Consider the following 17,605-nt stretch of genomic DNA (forward strand, 5'->3'; position numbering starts at 1 on the left):
TCAAGGGTCATCCGTCAGCATGAGACGGTCTCATCCCGACGCCGTCGGAAGCTCATCCTCGGTGTCGATTGTCGAGTGCTCAGCGTTGGAATCGCTACTCTTCGCCCACCGCAACGAAACCGCTCTCATAGGCGACGATGACCGCCTGTGTCCGATCGCGAGCGTCCAATTTCGTCAAGACGCGGGCGACATGGGTCTTCACCGTCTCGGTCGAGACGTAGAGCTCGGCCGCGATCTCGGCGTTCGACCGGCCCTTGGCGACCAAACGCAGGACCTGGGCCTCCCGGCCGGTCAGACCGAGGTCCGTCGCACGACCTCGATGTCGGTGGGCGAGGGCCAGCCGCCGGACCGCGGCCGGGAACAGCAGCGCCTCTCCGGTGGCCACCAGTCGGATCGCCGCCACGAGTTCGCTCGGGGGCGTTCGTTTCAGCAGGAATCCGTCGGCACCGGCGCGCAGTGCCTCGTAGACGTAGTCGTCGTTGTCAAAGGTCGTGACGACGATGATCTTCGGCGGATCGGGGTTTCGCAGGATCTGCCGCGTCGCCTCGATCCCGTCGACATGAGGCATGCGAACATCCATCAGCACCACGTCCGGGGTCAGTTTCCGGCACGCGGCGACCGCGTCGACGCCGTCGCTCGCCTCCCCGACGACCTCCAGGTCGGGCTCGGCGTTGAGGATCGCCGCCAGTCCGCCCCGAATCAACGCCTCATCGTCCGCCAGCACCAGCCGCACAGTCACGGAGTGGACGGTATCGGCAGCCGAACGTCGACGACCCACCGGCCGCCCTGCCGCCCGATCGACGCGGTACCGCCGAGCAACGCCACCCGTTCACGGATTCCGTCGACCCCACGTCCGGATCGACGCGACGTTCGGGGGCCGATCGCATTGGACACCATGATGGACAGTTCAGAGTCGACTCGAATGGCGACCGTCACCAGCCCGCCGTCACCGTGCCGCAGGGCGTTCGTCAGGCACTCCTGCACGATCCGGTAGGCCTCCCGGGACACCACCGTCCCCACCGCTTCGGTGCCGGCGTCGACCGCGGCGTCGACGGACAGGCCGCACCCCTCGATGAGTTCGGCCAAGTCGTCGAGGCCCCGCGACGGCGTGCGGTCGGCGACCGAGTCGCCCCGCAGAATGCCGAGGACCTGATCCAGATCCGCCAGCGCGCGCCGCGCGGTCCCCTCGACGGCCGACATCGCCTCGCGAGCGAACACCGGATCCGTGTCGAGCACTCGCGCGGCGGCGGCCGACTGCACCGTCACGACGGAGAGGGCGTGACCGACCGAGTCGTGGAGTTCGCGCGCCATCTGATTACGGGCCGCGAGGTCCGCGGCGCGCTGCTGGCTCGCCGCGAGGCGCTCCGAGGCGCTCGGACCGAGCACGACGACCGCTCCGTGCCGCAGGGCCACGGCCGTCGCCCACACGAGATATCCCAACCCGATCAGGAAGAGCGGCCCGAGTATCAGACCCCACCACGGTCGCCAGCCCATCGGCACGAGGATCGACAACACCTCGGAGGCGGCGAACGGCTGGACCGCGATGACGACCGCGAACGGGATGAGAGCCAGCGCCAGGCCCGAGACGACCCCGCCGATCCCCAGATGGACGGTGAGCCACGCGGCGTCTCGGCACCGCCGGGAGAACGTCCGGGTCGGGCGAAAGGCGTCGATCGGCGCGGACAGCAGCAGGCGTGCGAGGAACACAAGCGGCTCGCGGACCGGCAGTACGAGCCCGGTCACGAAGACGGCCGGCAGCATCGTCAGGAACAGCCAGGGGTCGACGACCGAGAGCGGGTCGCCCGTTTGGCCGGGAGCGGCGCTGGCGACGCGAACGACGAGGCCCACGAGCATGTACGGCATGACGGCGGCACCACCGAGGAGGAGCCAGGCGCCGCCTCGGTAGGTGCCACGATCGATCAACGGGCGCAGGATCACGCCGTGATCCTCACATAGCCGGATCGTCCGCAGGCTCGGCACGACGGTCGTGTGCGGTAGTGGTATTCGACAAGCACGAAGGTCAGGCCGACCGCCCACAGCAGGAAGCACGAGTAGACGAACCAGCCGATCCACCACGACAGCCCGCTGAACGGAGCGTCAGTCCACAAGGTTGTGATGTTGAGGATCGTTCCCATGATGGACACCGGAACGAGCATCGCGCATCCGATGAGGGCCGGGGCCAGGAGCAGCCAGCGCGGCAGACGGGGGCGACCCCAGGCCATCACGACGGCCAGACAGACGCCGATCGCCGCCAGAATCGCCGTGTCGGCGAAGCCGGGGCTCCACGGTTCGACGTCGGCGAACACCGTCGGGTCGTCCAATCCGACGTGACCGCCGAAGGCCCAGTGCAGCTTCAGGGCGGCGTAACCGCCGGCCGGCAGCATGGTGCCGATCGCGACGAACCGAGCCAGGCGGTGAAGGCGGTCCGCGCCGAGGGTCACCAGCGGACGACGAGGGTGGTCGCCTCGACCACAACGGGGGCAAAGTCCGGCGGACGCACGGCCGTGACGAATGAGCAGCACGCTCGCGAACACCGCGATGGCGAGTGCGACCACTCGGGCCGCCATGCCCCACCAGTCCGGTTCCAACGGCAGCACCTCACCCCCGGCGACGGCACCGATGACGGACATTATGGATACAAGGATGTCCATCGCGATGCCGCCGTTCGAGGTGGCACCGAACAGGACGAGGGCTGCGACGGGTATCCACGCGAGCAGGTACGGATGAAAGCGTCGTTTCGTTGTCATGACGCCAACGATCGTCCGTCGCGGCGCGAGCGCCCTCCCGCCGAGGAGTGGACCGTGTCCCCCGGACGGGGGATTTTCGCGCGTCCGAACGGGACCCACTCTGGTTCTCTCTCCCCCGGGAGACGAGTGGATCAGAAGCCGGGAATCAGGCCGTCCTGGTCGGAGCCGTCCCCGGGGTCAACGCTCGTCGGCCCGTCGGTGGGAGTGGGGTCGTCGGTCGGTTCGCCGGTCGGCGTGGTCGGATCGGGACTCGGAGTCGACGGGCTGCCCGAAGGCGTCTCGGGGGACTCCTCGTCGGGGCTCGTCGACGGTTCGCCGGTGAACCAGTCGTCGTCGTCCGTCGTCGCCGGGTCGTCGCTGTCGCCCGGTTCGCCCGAATCGGTCACCGCCTGGGTCGGTTTGTCGATCGGGTCGGCGTTGCCGGTGTACTCCCAGAACCGCCACACGGCCGCCGTGATCACGACGAACATCGTCGCGGCGGCGACGATCAGCACGGTGAGCGTCCGCCTGCTGAACCCCCCGCCGGACCGGGACGCCTCCGGCAGGGACCGGGTGCTGCTCGGCGTCGGCACGCGCACCGTGACGTCGTCGTTCGGCTGCGCCAACGCCGCCGTCGAATCCCCCTCCGGATAGCGGGACGCCAGCTTGGCGCACACCCGCGACAGGACGGCGCCGCTTTCGGGGCGGTCCTGGGCTTCCTTCGCGAGGCACCACATCACGACGTCGCGGACGGGTTCGGGGATGTCGTCCGGCAACGGCGGCGGCGCCTGGTGCAGCTGCGCCGCGATGACGGCGGCGGGAGCGTCGGCCTGGAAGGGCTTCTGACCCGCGAGGCATTCGTACGCGACGACGCCGAGCGAATAGATGTCGGAGGAACCGGTGAGGCTCTTGTCGTAGAGCTGGTCCGGGGAGACGTACGCGACGGTGCCCATCACCTGCCCGGTGCTGGTGAGGCTCGACTCGCCCTGCGCGCGGGCGATCCCGAAGTCGACGACCTTGATACTGCCGTCCTCGCACAGGAGGATGTTGCCCGGTTTGACGTCCCGGTGGATGACACCGGCGTTGTGCGCGGCGTCGAGCGCGAGCGCGCACTTGGAGACGATGGACATCGTGTCACCGACGGCGATGCGTCCGCGATCGGCGATGACGGCCGACAACGGCCGTCCCTCGACGAACTCCATCACCAGGTAGCACACAACGGCGCCGTCGTCCGCCGTGTCCTCGCCGTAGTCGTACAGATCGACGACTCCGGGGGCGCGCAGCGCGGCGGCGGCACGGGCTTCGGCCTGGAACCGTCGCCGGAAGGCGGTGTCCGTCGACAGCGTCGCGTGCAACACCTTCACCGCCACGGTGCGGTTCAACCGGGTGTCGGTGCCCCGCCAGACGTCGCCCATCGCGCCACCGTCGACTCGTTCGTCGAGGCGGTACCGCTGCCCCAGCTCGTCGCCTATGCGCACAGTCACTCTCTCCGGGTAGAAACAGCCTTCAAATATGCCATGTCATCGCCACCAGCGCCGTTGCCGACGACCGGTCCCAGCGGGCGGGGCGGGGCGCGTCACACCACCGGGCGACCAAGTCATCCATCGCCGTTACCAGTGGGGTCAGCGTGTCGTGCTCGGCACGAGGTGGAACCACCACATTCGGCGCGGTCGCCCCGACCGACCGAATGGCATCCGAGCCCGCACACCCGTTTCCTACCCTTTCATCCTCGACATGATCGCTTCAGGCCGACCGTCCCGAACGGGATCGCGCGTGGCTTTCCCCCGTCTGGGGAGGCCTTTACACTGGCGCCATGCCTCGCTACGAATACCGGTGCCTCACCTGCACCGACACCTACGAACTGTCGCGTCCGATGAACGAATCCGACGCCCCCGCGACGTGCCCTTCCGGGCACACCGACTCCGTGAAACTGTTGTCGACGGTCGCCCTCGCGGGCGGCGTCGGCGCGGTCTCCGCCGCCCCGGCGGAGTCCGGTGGAGGCGGCTGCTGCGGAGGCGGCTGCTGCGGCTGATTCACACCCAAAGGACAGTCTTTTTTAGACTGTCCTTTTTGTCAGTCTTGCCGGGCGCACTCCACGTCCGGGTGAAGGCGCGTGCCATAATCGTGGCTTCCGCGCGCGAATGAAGGGATCAACGGTGCACGCTGGCGAGCTGATCGCAGGACGTTACCGGCTGGACGATCGGATCGACGGCGGTGCGATGGGGGACGTTTGGAGAGGACACGACACGCGACTCAACCGCACCGTGGCCATCAAACTCCTCCGTTCCGGACTCAGCGACGACGCCCGTTTCCGCGCGCGTTTTCAACACGAGGCGCAGGCCGTCGCGTCCCTCCAGGCCCCGGGCGTGGTGAGTCTCTACGACTACGGCGAGGATTCGACGTCCGAGGGCATCGTGTCGTACCTGATCATGGAGCTCGTCAAGGGCCGGTCGCTGGCGGCGATCCTCGACCAACGCGGCACCCTGCCGCCCGCCGATACGATGCGCCTCATCGCCGCCGCCGGGGAGGCCCTGCACGCCGCGCACTACGCCGGGATCGTGCACCGAGACGTCAAACCGGGGAACATGCTCGTCGACGCCGACGGCAACGTCAAGATCGTCGACTTCGGCATCGCACGGGCACGCGGCGAAGCGGGCCTGACCGAGACCGGCATGGTCATGGGAACCCTCTCGTACTGCTCCCCCGAACAGCTTTGCGACCGCGAGTTGACACCGGCCTCGGACGTGTACTCGCTCGGGATCGTCGCCTACGAATGCCTCAGCGGGCGCGTGCCGTTCACCTCGAGCAATCCCGGCGCGGCCATCAACGGCCATCTGCATCAACCACCGCCACCACTGCCCAACCACATACCACCCGCCGTGCGCGATGTCGTCATGCGCGCGCTCGAGAAGGACCCGAATCGGCGCTGGCGCTCCGCCGCCGCGTTCGCCGAGGCGTGCCTGGCCGCCCGGTCGGGTCGGACCACGACGATGCCCGTCGCGGCACCGACTCCCCCGCCCGCGGCGACGCGCGTCATGGGCACGGCGACGCCGAGCGCACCGAGCCCGCCACGTACCACCGGTCACATCCCCGTCTCTCCTCCTCGAACCCAGCCGCACCGCGCCCAGCCGCAGCGCAAGGAACCGAAGAAGAGCGGTGCGGGCGTGGCCGTCGCGGTCACCGCCGTCCTCGCCGGGCTCGCGCTCCTCATCGCCCTGCTGATCCTCAGGCCATGGGAAGGCGACCCTGGCCTGAACGCCAACGAGCCGGATGCGACCAGCACGACCGGCACGACCGAGACCGAGGACACCAGCGAGCCCCCGCAGGGCGACGACGAAGCGGAGCCGGACCCGGGGAACAACGGGGGCAATAACCCCGAGGAACCCAAGACGGGCATCATCCCCCCGTTGTTCGGCAAGGACGTGCCGACGGCGACGAACGAGTTGAACAACGCGGGTTTCAAGTCGATCCGATTCGAATCAGCGGACGAGGATAGTCCGACCCCTTGCCTCGTCGAGTCCGTCGACCCCACACAGGGCGAGGAAGTCGAACTGGACGAACAGATCGAGATCGTCCTCACCGGTACCGAAGAAGCGTGTCCAGGCGTCGCCTTCGACTAGAGGACGTCCCGGCATCTCAGCTCAAGTGAGGCGAAGGCCGTCGAACGCCGGAACCGCGGCGTTCCACGGCCTTCGACGTATTGAACCGTACGGGAACCAGGCGTTCTGACGCCGCAGCCGACCGGCCGTACAAAGCCATCCGCCGTCGCCCCAGGCCGTGTCCGACCTGGGCATCGCTCTGCACAAGGAAAAAGACGACCATGGTTCGACACCTCGCGGGTTCCGCCGCCGAACGTCGTGGCGCCGCGTTTCCTCGCAGCGTTGTTCGGAGAATGGGCTCACGAGTCGACGCTCAACGACGCCGAACCTTTGAAGCCCCCTGCCGGCACGGGCGGGGCGCGGTCAGTCTCTCCTCGTGCTGACCGGATTCCTCAAGGGGCGGGGATTCAGCTCGACCGGTTCGGACAGAATCGAACCGGCATCTTCCGTGGTGGTCTCCGGTTCGGTGGCCGGTTCCGTCTTGTGCGCCAGGTCGGGGGCGTTGCGCCCCAGCAGCACCGTTCCGCCGATGAGCAGGAACGCGGCCACCACGGCGGGAGCGATGAGGCTGGGATCGGTCGGAAGCGGCTCGCCGAGAAGGCCCGCGTCGGCCAAGACCGACGCGATCGGGTCGGACACCTGGGTGACCGCGTAGGCGATGCCGAAGTACCCGACCGCGTACGACTTCTGTAGCAGGATCGTCGCGACGATGAGCATCGCCGGAATGACTATCGTGAACCAGTGCAGCAAAGTGGACAGATCGGATTGCAGTCCCGAACCGACGAGCCTGACGAAGGTCGAGACCGTCCCCGTGGCGATGCCGGCGCTGCACGCGAGCAGCGCGGCCTTGCCGGGGCCCGTGAGACGTCGCGACAACAACTGCGTCACGACGATGAAGCCGAGCACGCCCGCCAGGAGCGCGACCGCCGTCAAGTCGGGGAGTGAGGGCGTCGAGTGGTGGACCGGCACGAGGACCATCAGTCCACCGAGACCGACCGACACCGCGAGCGAGCCCCAGATCTCGGCCGCGCGCGGGCGGCGATTGTGCAGTTTCGCCGCCAACGGCACGGCGAACACCAGGGTCGTCACGCTGACGGGTTGGATGATCGTCAACGGGGCCATGCTCAGCGCGACCGCGTGCATGCAGGCGCCCGCGAAACTGATCGCGCCGCCGAGCCACCACCGGGGTCGCCGCATGAGTTTCGCCGTCGCGCCGAGTTCGACGGCCTCCAGTTGCTGGATCGCCGCACCCGACGCGTAGGCCAGGGCTCCCGCAAAGGCGATGAGTACGCCCCACCATGCCGCCGTCATCGGACGCCACCCCCGTGTCGCCGCGAACCCAAGAACATGAACTGATCACTCACGGCGACTAAGACTTCCCATCGAGGACATCGAGACATCGGCACCAACCAGCACCTGCACTGACACGATATCCGCCCACCGCGAATCCCCACAGCTGCCGATCGTCACTATCTCGCACCCGACCAAAGTCAAGCTCACCCCCCAGGTCCCCACCTTCAGGCACTGATTGAACACTCTCCGCGCTGGCCGCCACGAGGCGCGCGTCCGCATGAGCGTTCGTCGCCCAACTCACATGTGACGAGCGGCGGTTCCAGCCCGCCAGGACACGCTCCATATGCGCCAAATGGCCGGGTCAGTGAACGGCTGCGACCCGAACGGCCCGGTGACGACCATTGGCGACTGCCATTACCCTGATTAGCACCCGCTATCACGATCGAAAGGATCCACCCCCGTGGTGTTCGCCATTCTCAAGGGCATTCTCGGCGCAGGGGTCAGCGTCGACACCGTCCTCACTGACAATCACGTGACTCCCGGTGGCATCCTGCAAGGAGATGTCACGTTCGCCGGGGGCGAGGTCGACCACAAAGTGGAGGGCATCGCGCTCGAGTTCACGGCGATGGTCGAACAGGATGACCGCGCGCCGGAACGTGTGTCCCGCTTCGATTTCCATCAGGCCCAGGTGTCCGGCCCATTCCAGTTGATGAAGGGGTCCGAGCACAAGGTGTCCTTTGAGGTGCCCGTTCCGTGGGAGACCCCGCTTTCCGCGTTGGAGGGTCGGCCCCTGCCGGGAATGACCCTCGGAGTATCCACAGTGTTGGCGTTGGACAAGGCCTTCGACAAGGGCGACCTCGACCCGTTGATCATCGAACCGCTGCCCGCGCAGGTCGCGGCCCTGAACGCCATGAACGAGCTCGGGTTCGTCTTCCAGGTCGCCGACCTGGAAGAAGGCACGATCCCTGGTTCGCACATGCCCTTCTACCAGGAGATCGAGTACTGGCCGGGCGGCGAGTACAAGGACGGCTTCACCGAGATCGAGTTGACCTTCGTCTCCAATCGGGAAACGACGGACATCTTGTTGCAGCCCAATGATCAAGGCTCGCTCCTGAGCGCCGGCCACGACAACTACCAACGAATCACCGTCGAGAACGAGAACCCTGGAGATCTCGTCGAGCTGATTCGCCTCCAACTGCAGCAGTTGGCACAGCGCACGCGCTGACGCACGGATCGTCAGCAGACTCAGAAAGGGCTCCATCATGGTGTTTCGCAAGATCAAGGCCGCGTTCGGCGCGGGAGTATCCGTCGACACGGTGCTCGCCGATTCGCATGTCGTGCCGGGTGGGGTCCTTCGGGGCGAAGTCCGGTTCACGGGTGGCGGCGTCGATTATCAAGTCCAAGGCATCGTCATCGACTTCAACGCCGTCGTCGAGGTCGAGTCGGGTGACAACGAGTACCAGACCACGTACTCCTTCCTACGCGCCGACGTCGCGGGGCCGTTCACCTTGCCCACCAACACCTCGCACGTCGCCCCGTTCGAACTGGCCGTGCCCTGGGAGACCCCGGTCAGCTCGATCGCGGGGCATCCGTTGCGAGGCATGCGACTCGGCGTCGCCACCGAGCTTCGGCTCCAGGGCGCCCTCGACAAGGGCGATATCGACCCGCTCGTCGTCGAACCGCTCCCGATCCACACGCGCGTTCTCAAGGCGATCGACCAGCTCGGGTTCGTCTTCCACAAGGCCGACCTCGAGGCCGGGACGCTGCGCGGTTCGCGGATGCCCTTCTATCAGGAGATCGAGTACTGGGCCGCGGGTGAGTTCCGCCGTGCGTTCAAGGCACTCGAGCTGACGTTCATCTCCACCCCGACCGACACGACGGTGATCCTCGAAGTCGACAAGCCGGGCGGGTTCCTCTCCTCGGGCGGCGACTCCTACGGCAGCCTGCGGGTCGCGAACTCGGAGACCGGCGACCTGGCGGGGCCGATCCGCGATCAACTGCACCAGCTCGCGAGGCGTCGGGGCCTCTTCGGCTGACAGCGCACACCACGCCGGGCGGTGCCGTGAACACGGTGCCNCCCGCGCTCGGTTCGAGACCTCGGCAACACACCACCGCGCCGCCGAGCACGGCGACGGGACGCCTCTTAGGATCGTCGACATGGACAGTGCCGGAGAACCCTCGGCGGTGATTCGGCGACGTGTCGACACCGGCAACGCGGAGCTGATCCGCGACCCGTACGCTCCGATGTCCTGGTCGTTGTTCGTCAACGACATCGCTCAATCTTATGTGGACTTCGATGACCCGTCGCGGCTCGAGTTCGACTACACCCGATGGATCGGCAGCGTCATCGACGCGATGACCGAACCGGGGAGACCCATCCGGGTTCTCCACCTCGGCGGTGGCGCGCTCACCCTGCCCCGTTACATCGAGGCGACCCGGCCCGGCTCGGTCCAATGCGTCGCCGAGGTCGACGCACGGCTCGCGGCATTCGTCGACGAGGAACTGCCACGACCGGGCACGAACGTCGATGTGGTGGTCGATGACGCGGCCCGCGTGCTCGCCGGATGGCCCGACGACGACCTCGATCTGATCATCACCGACGCGTTCCGCGCCGCGCGAATGCAAGAAGACTTGGCGGGAGACGTTTTCGCCCGGCACGCGGCGCGAACCCTGCGACCGGGCGGCTGCTACATCGTGAACGTCATCGACACTCCCCCGTATCGACGATGGCGGAAACTGGCGTCCATCCTCACGGCGAGCTTCGCGGAGGCCGCGGTCATCGCCGGACACGATCGGGAGCCGCACCCGCGATTCGACAACATCGTGTTGGCGGCGTCCCCCACCCCGGGCACCCTGGACCCCGAGCGCATGCGCGCCGCCTCGCTCGAACACGAGACCCGCGTCGCCCCGGCGATCGGCCCGAAGCTCGCCGCGCTGTTGGCGGACTAGCGGCCGAACCCGCACCGTCCCGGCGAAACGGCTTTTCTCCTTGTCGGTCATCGTCCCCTCCTCAAGGTCGTCGGTAAGTAGACGATCCGGGGGCCGCTTTTGTGAGACGGGTGAGGACGTTTTTTCAGCCCCGTCAGGGGAACTGTTGCGGCTCAATCATTCCCGCCCGCGAGATTCTGCTCCATGAGTGCCAGCAACCGGGCGAGCTCGGTCCGGTCGTCGGCGGTCATTCCAGCCGTTGTCCGTTCCTCCAGCGAGCGCCAGCATCGCGTGATCCGATCGATGAGGGCGCGACCCTCGTCCGTGATGGCCACGAGACTGACACGGCGATCCTCGGGGCACGGCCGCCGCAGGACCAGACTGCTCCGCTCCAGACGCTGAAGCATCTTCGTCACGGTCGACGGGTCGATCGACAGGGCCAGCACCAGGGCCGATTGGCGCTGATCGCCGTGCTCGGCGAGATAGGACAGCATGATCTCCTGCCCCGGGAACAACCCGAGTTCGCGCAGCAGGCCCGCCGCAGCCAACCTGTGCGAACGATTGAGCCGGTACAGGGCGTGACTGATCGGGGCGGCCCGCTCCTCCTGATCGCACCGCGCCTCCAACGGATCGGGGGTCTCAGCCATGTCGTTCCTCTCGGATCGGTCGCGGGAACAATTCCCTCGACGAGGATGTTTGGTCGACCAATGATATATTTGGCCGGCCAACCAATTATGGTCCGGCCGTACCGCTAGGAGGAGCCATGCCCGCCGTCACCACACCCGACATTCTCGTCCTGCCGCGAATCGCCCCGCCGGCCGCCGACGCCCCGGACCGGAAGATCGATCGAGTCGTCGCGTCGATGCGCACGCTCGAAGGCGCGGGCTTCCCGGTGCGGCGCCCCTTCCCGACCGCCGCGTTCAGCCAGGCCGACCCCTTCCTACTGCTCGACCACATGCTCGCCGTGTACGAGCCACAGGAGGCGAAGGGAGCCCCCTGGCACCCGCACCGCGGCTTCGAGACGGTGACCTACCTGATGGACGGCACCTTCGTCCACCACGACTCCAACGGAGGTGGCGGTGTCATCAGCGACGGCGACACACAGTGGATGACCGCCGGTTCCGGCATCCTCCACGACGAACTGCCGAGCGAGGAACTCGTCATGAAGGGCGGCTACTTCAACGGCGTGCAGCTGTGGGTCAACCTGCCGAAATCGGCGAAGTGGGCCAAACCGCGCTACCAGGACATCAAGGGCGGCAACCTGACGCTTCTGTCGTCGTCCGACGGGGGCGCGCTCGTCCGACTGATCGCCGGAAACCTCGGGGAGCACTCCGGCCCGGGTATGACGTACACGCCGATCACCCTCGCGCACGCGTCGATCAGTCCGGGCGCTCGGCTGACGATCCCGTGGAGCCCCGACTTCAGCGCCATGGCGTTCGTCTTCGAGGGCGACGGTGACGCCGGCACGGAGCGTCGACCGCTCAAGGAAGGAGAGCTCGCGCTCTACGGACCGGGTCAATCCATCACCATCACCGCCGCGACGGAGCAGCGCGGACGGACCGGCAACTTCGAGGTGCTTCTACTGGGCGGGCTTCCGCTGCACGAGCCCGTCGCCCGATACGGACCGTTCGTCATGAACACGAAGGCCGAGATCCTTCAGGCCGTCGAGGACTTCCAGGCCGGACGCATGGGCACGATTCCCGCCGTCCACCTGGGCGGAGACGAGTAGGCGCGCTCGTCGCGGGCGGGTTCACTACATAGTGGACCCGCCCACGCGTGGTATTGACGCGACGAAGAGACGCACGTCACATTCACTTCCTGTCACATCCGGCCGAGCTGTCCTGTCTCACGGGTAACGCAACGAAAACGGCAAGGAGTGCACGATGGAAGCTCGACTGAACCTTCTCGGAAACCCGAACGCCGCCACGACTCTGAAGGCCTTCATGCAGCTCGGCAAGGCCGTCTCGGACCTGGGGCTGTCGACAACGACGCAGGAGCTGGTGAAGATCCGCGCCAGCCAGATCAACGGCTGCGGCTTCTGCGTCGACATGCACACCAAGGAGGCCGCCCACGCGGGCGAGACCTCGCTCCGGCTCAACCTGATCGCGGTGTGGCGGGAGGCCACGGTGTTCACCGACGCCGAACGCGCCGCCCTCGAACTGGCGGAGCAGGGCACGCGCATCGCCGACGGGGCCGGTGGCGTCACGGACGAGGCGTGGGCGAACGCCGCAAAGCACTTCGACGAGGATCAACTCGCCGCGCTGGTGTCGCTCATCGCCATCATGAACGCGTTCAACCGCCTGAACGTCATCATCCAGAACCCCGCCGGGTCCTACCAGCCGGGTCAGTTCGGATAACGAACTCGCGCGGCGTCGATCGCCCCGGGCTCCCTCGCGGAGCCCGGGGCGTCTGCTTGGTCGATCCGTGGCGAGCGGGCGACACCGACTCCGCGAAGGATCGGGGCCACCTCCGAGGACGAGCCGGGTTCGGCCCCGAAATCAACCCGACCGGCGAGGCGATTCCTGTCAGACCCTGGTGCTTCGATGGCGGGATGTACATGGCGCTGGCACTTGGGGAGGACCGTGACGGTTGGCTGTGCCAACTCGACGCGTCCGGTCGGCCCCTGTCTCCGCCGCGTCACGCGGCCGACGCGATGGCCGAGATCGCGCGGACGGAGGCGAACGACGGGCCACGCTGGGTGCTCGCTCGCAGCGCCCGGGACTACCCCCGGCTGCTCGCGGCGAGCGTCCGGATCGACCGCTGTGTCGACGTGAGCCTGACGGAGGCGATCCTGCTGTCCGCCGAGGGACACGCGTTGGAGCCGCCGTCGGTGGCCGCCGCGCACGCCCGTCTGCACGGTCGACCGCTTCCCGACGAGTCCGCCCCCAGACCAACCACACAGGACACGCTCTTCGACACCCGTCCCCCATCGGACGGCCGGGCGGATCTCGACGCCCTCGTCGAGGTCTTCGCGTCGCAACTGTCACGGCACACGACCGCCGCGCTGAAGTTGCTGACGGCGGCCGAATCCGTCGGTGGGCTCATCGCCGCCGAGATGACCCACCACGGCCTGCCGTGGCGCGCGGACGTCCACGATCAGATACTGACCGACCTGCTCGGTCCCCGCCCCGCGCGGGGGCTGCGCCCCAAGCGCCTCCAGAGCCTCGCCGACGAGGTCAACTCGCATTTCGCGCAACCGTTCAACCCGGACTCCCCGCAGCAGGTGATGCAGGCGTTCCGAACGGCGGGACACCCGATCGAGTCGACCCGCGCGTGGGAGTTGAGGGATGTCGATCATCCGAGCGTAGCTCCGCTACTGCGGTACAAGGAGCTGTCGCGCATCCACTCCGCGCACGGATGGAACTGGGCGGCGCGCTGGGTCGGCGACGGCCCGGACGGCCCAGGTTCCCGCCAGCGACGGCTGCGCGGCGAATACGTCGTCGGCGGGGTCGTCACGGGCCGCTGGGCGACCGATGGCGGTGGCGCGCTCCAGATCCCGAAGGCGATCCGGCGGGCGGCCACTGCCGACGCCGGGCACAAACTCGTCGTCGCCGACGCCTCGCAGTTGGAGCCTCGGGTTCTCGCGGCGATGGCAGGCGACCGCGAGATGACGGCGGCGGCCGTCGCCGACGACCTGTACGCCGCGCTCGCCCCGACCTTCGGCGGCGTTCGCGACGACGCCAAGATCGCGCTCCTGTCAGCGATGTACGGCGGCACGGCGGGTAACGCCTCCGCGCTGCTTCACGTGCTGCGGCAACGTTTCCCCCAGGCGTACGAGCTCGTGGAGGACGCGGCCCGCACCGGCGAACGCGGCGGTATCGTCTCGACCTGGCTGGGCCGGTCGTGCCCGCCGGCCGGTGATCGCTGGTGGTCGGCGTTGGCCGGTTCGAACGGTACCCGCGCCGCGCGGGATCGCGGCCGGTTCACCCGGAACTTCGTCGTCCAGGGCACGGCGGCGGAGTGGGCGCTGGCGATGATGGGATTGCTACGTCGGCGCCTGTGGTCCGGTGGCCTGGGTGATCTCGTCTTCTTCCAACACGACGAGATCATCGTGCATTGTCGACATGAGGTGGCGCGGCAGGTGGTCGAGGAGATCGCGGCGGCCTCAGAGGCGGCGACGGTCCTGTTGTTCGGCGAGACCGACGTCCGCATTCCGCTCAAGGGGACCATCGTCGACAGTTATGGGGACGCCAAGTGATGAGCGCGAACGGTCCGAGCGGGCACACGCCTCCGGCGCTCGGCTCAGTCGTGGCCGATGACGAGCGAGGGATGCCGCGCGGCCGGGCGAGGGTCGGCATCGAGCCTGGCGGCCGTTTCCACGTCGTACCGCACGCCGTCATAGCACAGCTTGCCCCGCTGTCGTCCCTCCACAATGAATCCGGCTGACGCCGCGACGCTCGCCGACCCGGGGTTGTTCAACCGGTAGCCGAGTTCGAGTCTGGGAATGCCCGCGATGTCGTGCCACCAGGCGACGGCGGCCACGAGGGCACTCGACGCGATCCCTCGTCCTCGGACCCGCTCGGCCGTCCAGTAGGAGACCCACCCGCAACCGTGTCTATCGATATTGGACAGAGCGACGTTGGCCACGGGTTCGTCGGCGTCGAGGGTCACGGCGAAGGCGTACCCGGTTCCACTGCCGGCCAATGACATCGGCCAGTCCAGCCACCGTCGGGCACCCGCGAGATCGATGATCGGCTCCCCGGACTGGGTGGCCATGTCGGAGCCCGCGAAGGCGGCGAGAACCGCGCCCGCGTCGCCGGGCCGCCACGGCCGAAGCGTCAGTTGTGTCGGTGGGATCGTCGCGGTCACCGCGCCACTGTGCCACAGCACGGCGGGATCGTTGAGTGGGGCGGCGGCGCCTGGGTCGAGCGGCGCCGCCCGTCCGAGCCGATCAGAACGCCGCCGTGATCGCGGTGAACTCCCAGTCCGACTGGGGTGTCCCGCTGCAGTTGGCGGCCGGTGCCCCGGAGCAGGGACGGTCACGGTTGACCGACCAGAACGCGAGTCGCGCCAGGCCGTTGGACCGGGCCCAGTCCCGAATGGACGTCCAGGTGGCGGTCGTCGTCTCCTCGCCCTGATCCGACAGGCCGTTCATGCCGGAGATGCCCATGTGGGCGTACGCCGTCGCGACGTCCCAGCCGTTCGCGGCCTGTAGCGCCGAGCTCAGTCCCTCCGCGGAGGACACGGTGTTGCCGTACATGTCGGAGCCGCCACCGAAGTTGAACGGCATGATCGTGTAGACGTCGACACCGACGTCGAGTTCCGCGGCACGATCGATGAGGCGTTGACCCCACCACGTCGGCCCGGTCACGCCGGTACCGAAGGTGAGGATCGTCGTGATTCCGGGGTTGTTCTGTTCGACGATCTTCAATGCGCCGAGGATGCGGTCCTGAACGATCTCGTTCTCGAACTCGTCGGAGTTCTCGATGTCCACGTCGATCGCGTTGAGGTCGTACGCGTCGATGACCTCCTGATAGGCGGCGGCGAGCTCGGTGGCGCTGCCGCAGTTCGGGCCGAGTTTGTTGCCGCTCCATCCGCCGATCGACGGGACGATGTCGCCGCCGTTGGCGCGGATCTCGTTGATGGCCTGCTCATCGACACCACCGTGGAGTGGGCGCGCGCCGTCCCACGCGGGCGAGCAGCCACCGTCGGAGAGGATGAACGCCATCGTGAACCAGTCGACGCCGGTCGCCGCCATGACGGTGCTCGGGCTAGGCGGTTCGCCCCAGCCGAGGTAGAGGTATGGCGCGGCGGACATACCCGCGTCGATCGTCACCGGAGTGCCGGGTTCCGAGGACGAATCGGCGGCGTGGGCGCCGCTTGAAGTCAACAACATGGTCGCGGTGGCGAGCGCCGCGACGGCGGCCTTATGTCGCATGTGGGTACTCCTTCTCGAGGACCGGGACTCCCTACCGTTAGGAGTCTTATCAATCGATACATGCCAATGTATGTGCGATCGACGCCTCAGTCAAGGCAACATAGGACCTAATGGACGGACAATACGTCGAACGGTTGGCCCGCAGTGGGACTGTCGCGAACAGTCGGCGAGATTCTCCACCAACCTTGACTATTGCGGAGAAAACCACCACCATAATGTCCAGAATGCGGCCGTTGGCCCTTCCCCCAGACGAATGCGAGAAGCAATGAACGACACGAAGATGACTCGGCGCCGCGCCCTCATGGCGGGCGTCGTGGGTCTCGCGGCGGCCCCCCTCGTCGCCGGCAGCGCCTTCGCCGAGCCGAGCACGAACGCCGTCAAGGTCTACCTCGACCCCGGACACGGCGGCAGCGACCCGGGCGCCGTCGGCAACGGTCTCCAGGAGAAGAACCTGACCCTGGACATCGCCCTCCGGACCCGCACATTGCTGCAGGCCAGGGGCGCGACGGTCCGTATGTCCCGCACCAGCGACATCGCCCGCAGCCTCGACTGGCGCGTCCAGGACGCCAACGCGTGGGGCGCGAACCTGTTCGTGAGCATCCACATCAATGCTGGCGGCGGCACCGGTTTCGAGAGCTACCGCTACACCTCGACCGGATCGGGAACCGTCAACGCCCACAACATCCTGCACCCGGCGGTCCTGTCCGGCATGCGCTCGGTGGCGTCGGTGACCGACCGCGGCAAGAAGACGGCGAACTTCTACGTGCTGCGCTACACGTCGATGTCGGCGATCTTGACGGAGAACCTCTTCATCGACCGCGCCAGTGACGCCGCCCTGCTCGGCCGCGCCGACTTCCGCGCCGGCATCGCCCGCGGACACTCCAACGGGATCGCCCAGATCCTCGGCCTGTAGACGCGCGCAGACGAAACCCGGCACTCGTCCTCTCGACGCCGACGACGGACCGCACTCCCCCGAGTGCGGTCCGTCGTACGTGGATGGTCAACCCGATACCGGTTGCTCATGGGGCTCTTCATGGTTCGACGACTCGGCGGCATCGAGTCAATGATCGACAAAGCCCAGGAACACCGCCGAGGCCGTTCAACCCGTGATCCGACGGCCTCGCACACGTCATCGGACCCGCCCGAGACCACCGACCACCTCGCGCCGGGCGTGCCTCTCA

Annotated in this window: 16 protein-coding genes and 1 pseudogene; 9 read left to right on the forward strand and 8 right to left on the reverse strand. The window is 67.7% G+C overall.

The annotated features are described in order from the left end of the window. Window positions 1-94: 94 nt before the first annotated feature. The 4 genes from ACM9NP_RS00290 to ACM9NP_RS00305 all read right to left on the reverse strand — a co-directional run bounded on the left by ACM9NP_RS00290 (window position 95) and on the right by ACM9NP_RS00305 (window position 4,210). Window positions 95-739 carry a response regulator gene (locus ACM9NP_RS00290; RefSeq protein ID WP_415644485.1) on the reverse strand — a complete coding sequence of 215 codons (645 nt, stop codon included), beginning with the start codon at window positions 737-739 and terminating at the stop codon, window positions 95-97. Further along, window positions 736-1,938, reverse strand: a complete 1,203-nt coding sequence (locus ACM9NP_RS00295; RefSeq protein ID WP_415644486.1) for a sensor histidine kinase — start codon at window positions 1,936-1,938, stop codon at window positions 736-738. Before ACM9NP_RS00295 ends, ACM9NP_RS00290 begins: the two co-directional genes overlap by 4 nt. Then, window positions 1,935-2,747 (reverse strand): hypothetical protein, encoded by an 813-nt coding sequence (locus tag ACM9NP_RS00300; protein WP_415644487.1) that lies wholly within the window; start codon window positions 2,745-2,747, stop codon window positions 1,935-1,937. Before ACM9NP_RS00300 ends, ACM9NP_RS00295 begins: the two co-directional genes overlap by 4 nt. Before the next feature lie 131 nt (window positions 2,748-2,878). Beyond that, complete coding sequence (locus tag ACM9NP_RS00305) at window positions 2,879-4,210, reverse strand: serine/threonine-protein kinase (protein ID WP_415644488.1); 1,332 nt, start codon at window positions 4,208-4,210, stop codon at window positions 2,879-2,881. A 329-nt stretch (window positions 4,211-4,539) separates the two neighbouring features. Here ACM9NP_RS00305 and ACM9NP_RS00310 point away from each other — a divergent pair, with 329 nt between their 5' ends. Together ACM9NP_RS00310 and ACM9NP_RS00315 are read left to right on the forward strand one after the other, a co-directional pair. Beyond that, the gene (locus ACM9NP_RS00310) at window positions 4,540-4,758 is read left to right on the forward strand and encodes an FmdB family zinc ribbon protein (protein WP_415644489.1); all 219 of its coding nucleotides are present in this window, start codon (window positions 4,540-4,542) and stop codon (window positions 4,756-4,758) included. A 124-nt stretch (window positions 4,759-4,882) separates the two neighbouring features. Continuing rightward, window positions 4,883-6,346, forward strand: coding sequence for a serine/threonine-protein kinase (locus ACM9NP_RS00315; protein ID WP_415644490.1), 1,464 nt, complete (start codon window positions 4,883-4,885; stop codon window positions 6,344-6,346). A gap of 342 nt (window positions 6,347-6,688) precedes the next feature. Here the strand turns inward: ACM9NP_RS00315 and ACM9NP_RS00320 are convergent, their stop codons facing one another. Next, on the reverse strand, window positions 6,689-7,636 hold the full coding sequence (locus tag ACM9NP_RS00320; RefSeq protein WP_415644491.1) for a DMT family transporter: 948 nt from the start codon (window positions 7,634-7,636) through the stop codon (window positions 6,689-6,691). A gap of 442 nt (window positions 7,637-8,078) precedes the next feature. On the opposite strand from ACM9NP_RS00320, the gene ACM9NP_RS00325 reads away from it, so the two are divergent. The 3 genes from ACM9NP_RS00325 to ACM9NP_RS00335 all read left to right on the forward strand — a co-directional run bounded on the left by ACM9NP_RS00325 (window position 8,079) and on the right by ACM9NP_RS00335 (window position 10,567). Beyond that, window positions 8,079-8,843 carry a sporulation protein gene (locus ACM9NP_RS00325; RefSeq protein WP_415644492.1) on the forward strand — a complete coding sequence of 255 codons (765 nt, stop codon included), beginning with the start codon at window positions 8,079-8,081 and terminating at the stop codon, window positions 8,841-8,843. A gap of 37 nt (window positions 8,844-8,880) precedes the next feature. Beyond that, complete coding sequence (locus ACM9NP_RS00330) at window positions 8,881-9,654, forward strand: sporulation protein (RefSeq protein WP_415644493.1); 774 nt, start codon at window positions 8,881-8,883, stop codon at window positions 9,652-9,654. A 208-nt stretch (window positions 9,655-9,862) separates the two neighbouring features. Next, window positions 9,863-10,567, forward strand: a complete 705-nt coding sequence (locus ACM9NP_RS00335) for a spermidine synthase (RefSeq protein WP_415644659.1) — start codon at window positions 9,863-9,865, stop codon at window positions 10,565-10,567. Between the two features lie 152 nt (window positions 10,568-10,719). On the opposite strand, the gene ACM9NP_RS00340 is transcribed toward ACM9NP_RS00335, so the two are convergent. Beyond that, the gene (locus tag ACM9NP_RS00340) at window positions 10,720-11,193 is read right to left on the reverse strand and encodes a MarR family winged helix-turn-helix transcriptional regulator (protein WP_415644494.1); all 474 of its coding nucleotides are present in this window, start codon (window positions 11,191-11,193) and stop codon (window positions 10,720-10,722) included. A 116-nt stretch (window positions 11,194-11,309) separates the two neighbouring features. Here ACM9NP_RS00340 and ACM9NP_RS00345 point away from each other — a divergent pair, with 116 nt between their 5' ends. The 3 genes from ACM9NP_RS00345 to ACM9NP_RS00355 all read left to right on the forward strand — a co-directional run bounded on the left by ACM9NP_RS00345 (window position 11,310) and on the right by ACM9NP_RS00355 (window position 14,744). Further along, window positions 11,310-12,275 (forward strand): pirin family protein, encoded by a 966-nt coding sequence (locus tag ACM9NP_RS00345; RefSeq protein ID WP_415644495.1) that lies wholly within the window; start codon window positions 11,310-11,312, stop codon window positions 12,273-12,275. A 154-nt stretch (window positions 12,276-12,429) separates the two neighbouring features. Then, a complete protein-coding gene (locus tag ACM9NP_RS00350) occupies window positions 12,430-12,903 on the forward strand; it encodes a carboxymuconolactone decarboxylase family protein (protein WP_415644496.1) in 474 nt (157 codons plus the stop codon). A gap of 200 nt (window positions 12,904-13,103) precedes the next feature. Continuing rightward, entirely contained in the window at window positions 13,104-14,744 is a 1,641-nt protein-coding gene (locus tag ACM9NP_RS00355) for a bifunctional 3'-5' exonuclease/DNA polymerase (protein ID WP_415644497.1), read from the forward strand. Window positions 14,745-14,788: 44 nt separating this feature from the next. Here the strand turns inward: ACM9NP_RS00355 and ACM9NP_RS00360 are convergent, their stop codons facing one another. Further along, window positions 14,789-15,355 carry a GNAT family N-acetyltransferase gene (locus ACM9NP_RS00360; protein WP_415644498.1) on the reverse strand — a complete coding sequence of 189 codons (567 nt, stop codon included), beginning with the start codon at window positions 15,353-15,355 and terminating at the stop codon, window positions 14,789-14,791. A gap of 82 nt (window positions 15,356-15,437) precedes the next feature. Next, window positions 15,438-16,304, reverse strand: a pseudogene (locus ACM9NP_RS00365) (chitinase); the annotation flags it as partial. A 385-nt stretch (window positions 16,305-16,689) separates the two neighbouring features. On the opposite strand from ACM9NP_RS00365, the gene ACM9NP_RS00370 reads away from it, so the two are divergent. Then, window positions 16,690-17,337, forward strand: coding sequence for an N-acetylmuramoyl-L-alanine amidase family protein (locus ACM9NP_RS00370; RefSeq protein WP_415644499.1), 648 nt, complete (start codon window positions 16,690-16,692; stop codon window positions 17,335-17,337). Window positions 17,338-17,605: the final 268 nt, after the last annotated feature.

The sequence above is a fragment of the Stackebrandtia soli genome (assembly GCF_965137155.1).
GTDB classification, from domain to species: Bacteria; Actinomycetota; Actinomycetes; order Mycobacteriales; family Micromonosporaceae; genus Stackebrandtia; species Stackebrandtia soli.

Excerpts from the sequence above, each read along its gene's own strand:
- ACM9NP_RS00310 (WP_415644489.1), top strand. The coding sequence starts at position 4,540 with ATGCCTCGCTACGAATACCGGTGCCTCACCTGCACCGACACCTACGAA.
- ACM9NP_RS00300 (WP_415644487.1), bottom strand. The coding sequence starts at position 2,747 with ATGACAACGAAACGACGCTTTCATCCGTACCTGCTCGCGTGGATACCC.
- ACM9NP_RS00335 (WP_415644659.1), top strand. The coding sequence starts at position 9,863 with ATGTCCTGGTCGTTGTTCGTCAACGACATCGCTCAATCTTATGTGGAC.
- ACM9NP_RS00340 (WP_415644494.1), bottom strand. The coding sequence starts at position 11,193 with ATGGCTGAGACCCCCGATCCGTTGGAGGCGCGGTGCGATCAGGAGGAG.
- ACM9NP_RS00355 (WP_415644497.1), top strand. The coding sequence starts at position 13,104 with ATGGCGCTGGCACTTGGGGAGGACCGTGACGGTTGGCTGTGCCAACTC.
- ACM9NP_RS00320 (WP_415644491.1), bottom strand. The coding sequence starts at position 7,636 with ATGACGGCGGCATGGTGGGGCGTACTCATCGCCTTTGCGGGAGCCCTG.
- ACM9NP_RS00345 (WP_415644495.1), top strand. The coding sequence starts at position 11,310 with ATGCCCGCCGTCACCACACCCGACATTCTCGTCCTGCCGCGAATCGCC.
- ACM9NP_RS00330 (WP_415644493.1), top strand. The coding sequence starts at position 8,881 with ATGGTGTTTCGCAAGATCAAGGCCGCGTTCGGCGCGGGAGTATCCGTC.
- ACM9NP_RS00350 (WP_415644496.1), top strand. The coding sequence starts at position 12,430 with ATGGAAGCTCGACTGAACCTTCTCGGAAACCCGAACGCCGCCACGACT.
- ACM9NP_RS00370 (WP_415644499.1), top strand. The coding sequence starts at position 16,690 with ATGAACGACACGAAGATGACTCGGCGCCGCGCCCTCATGGCGGGCGTC.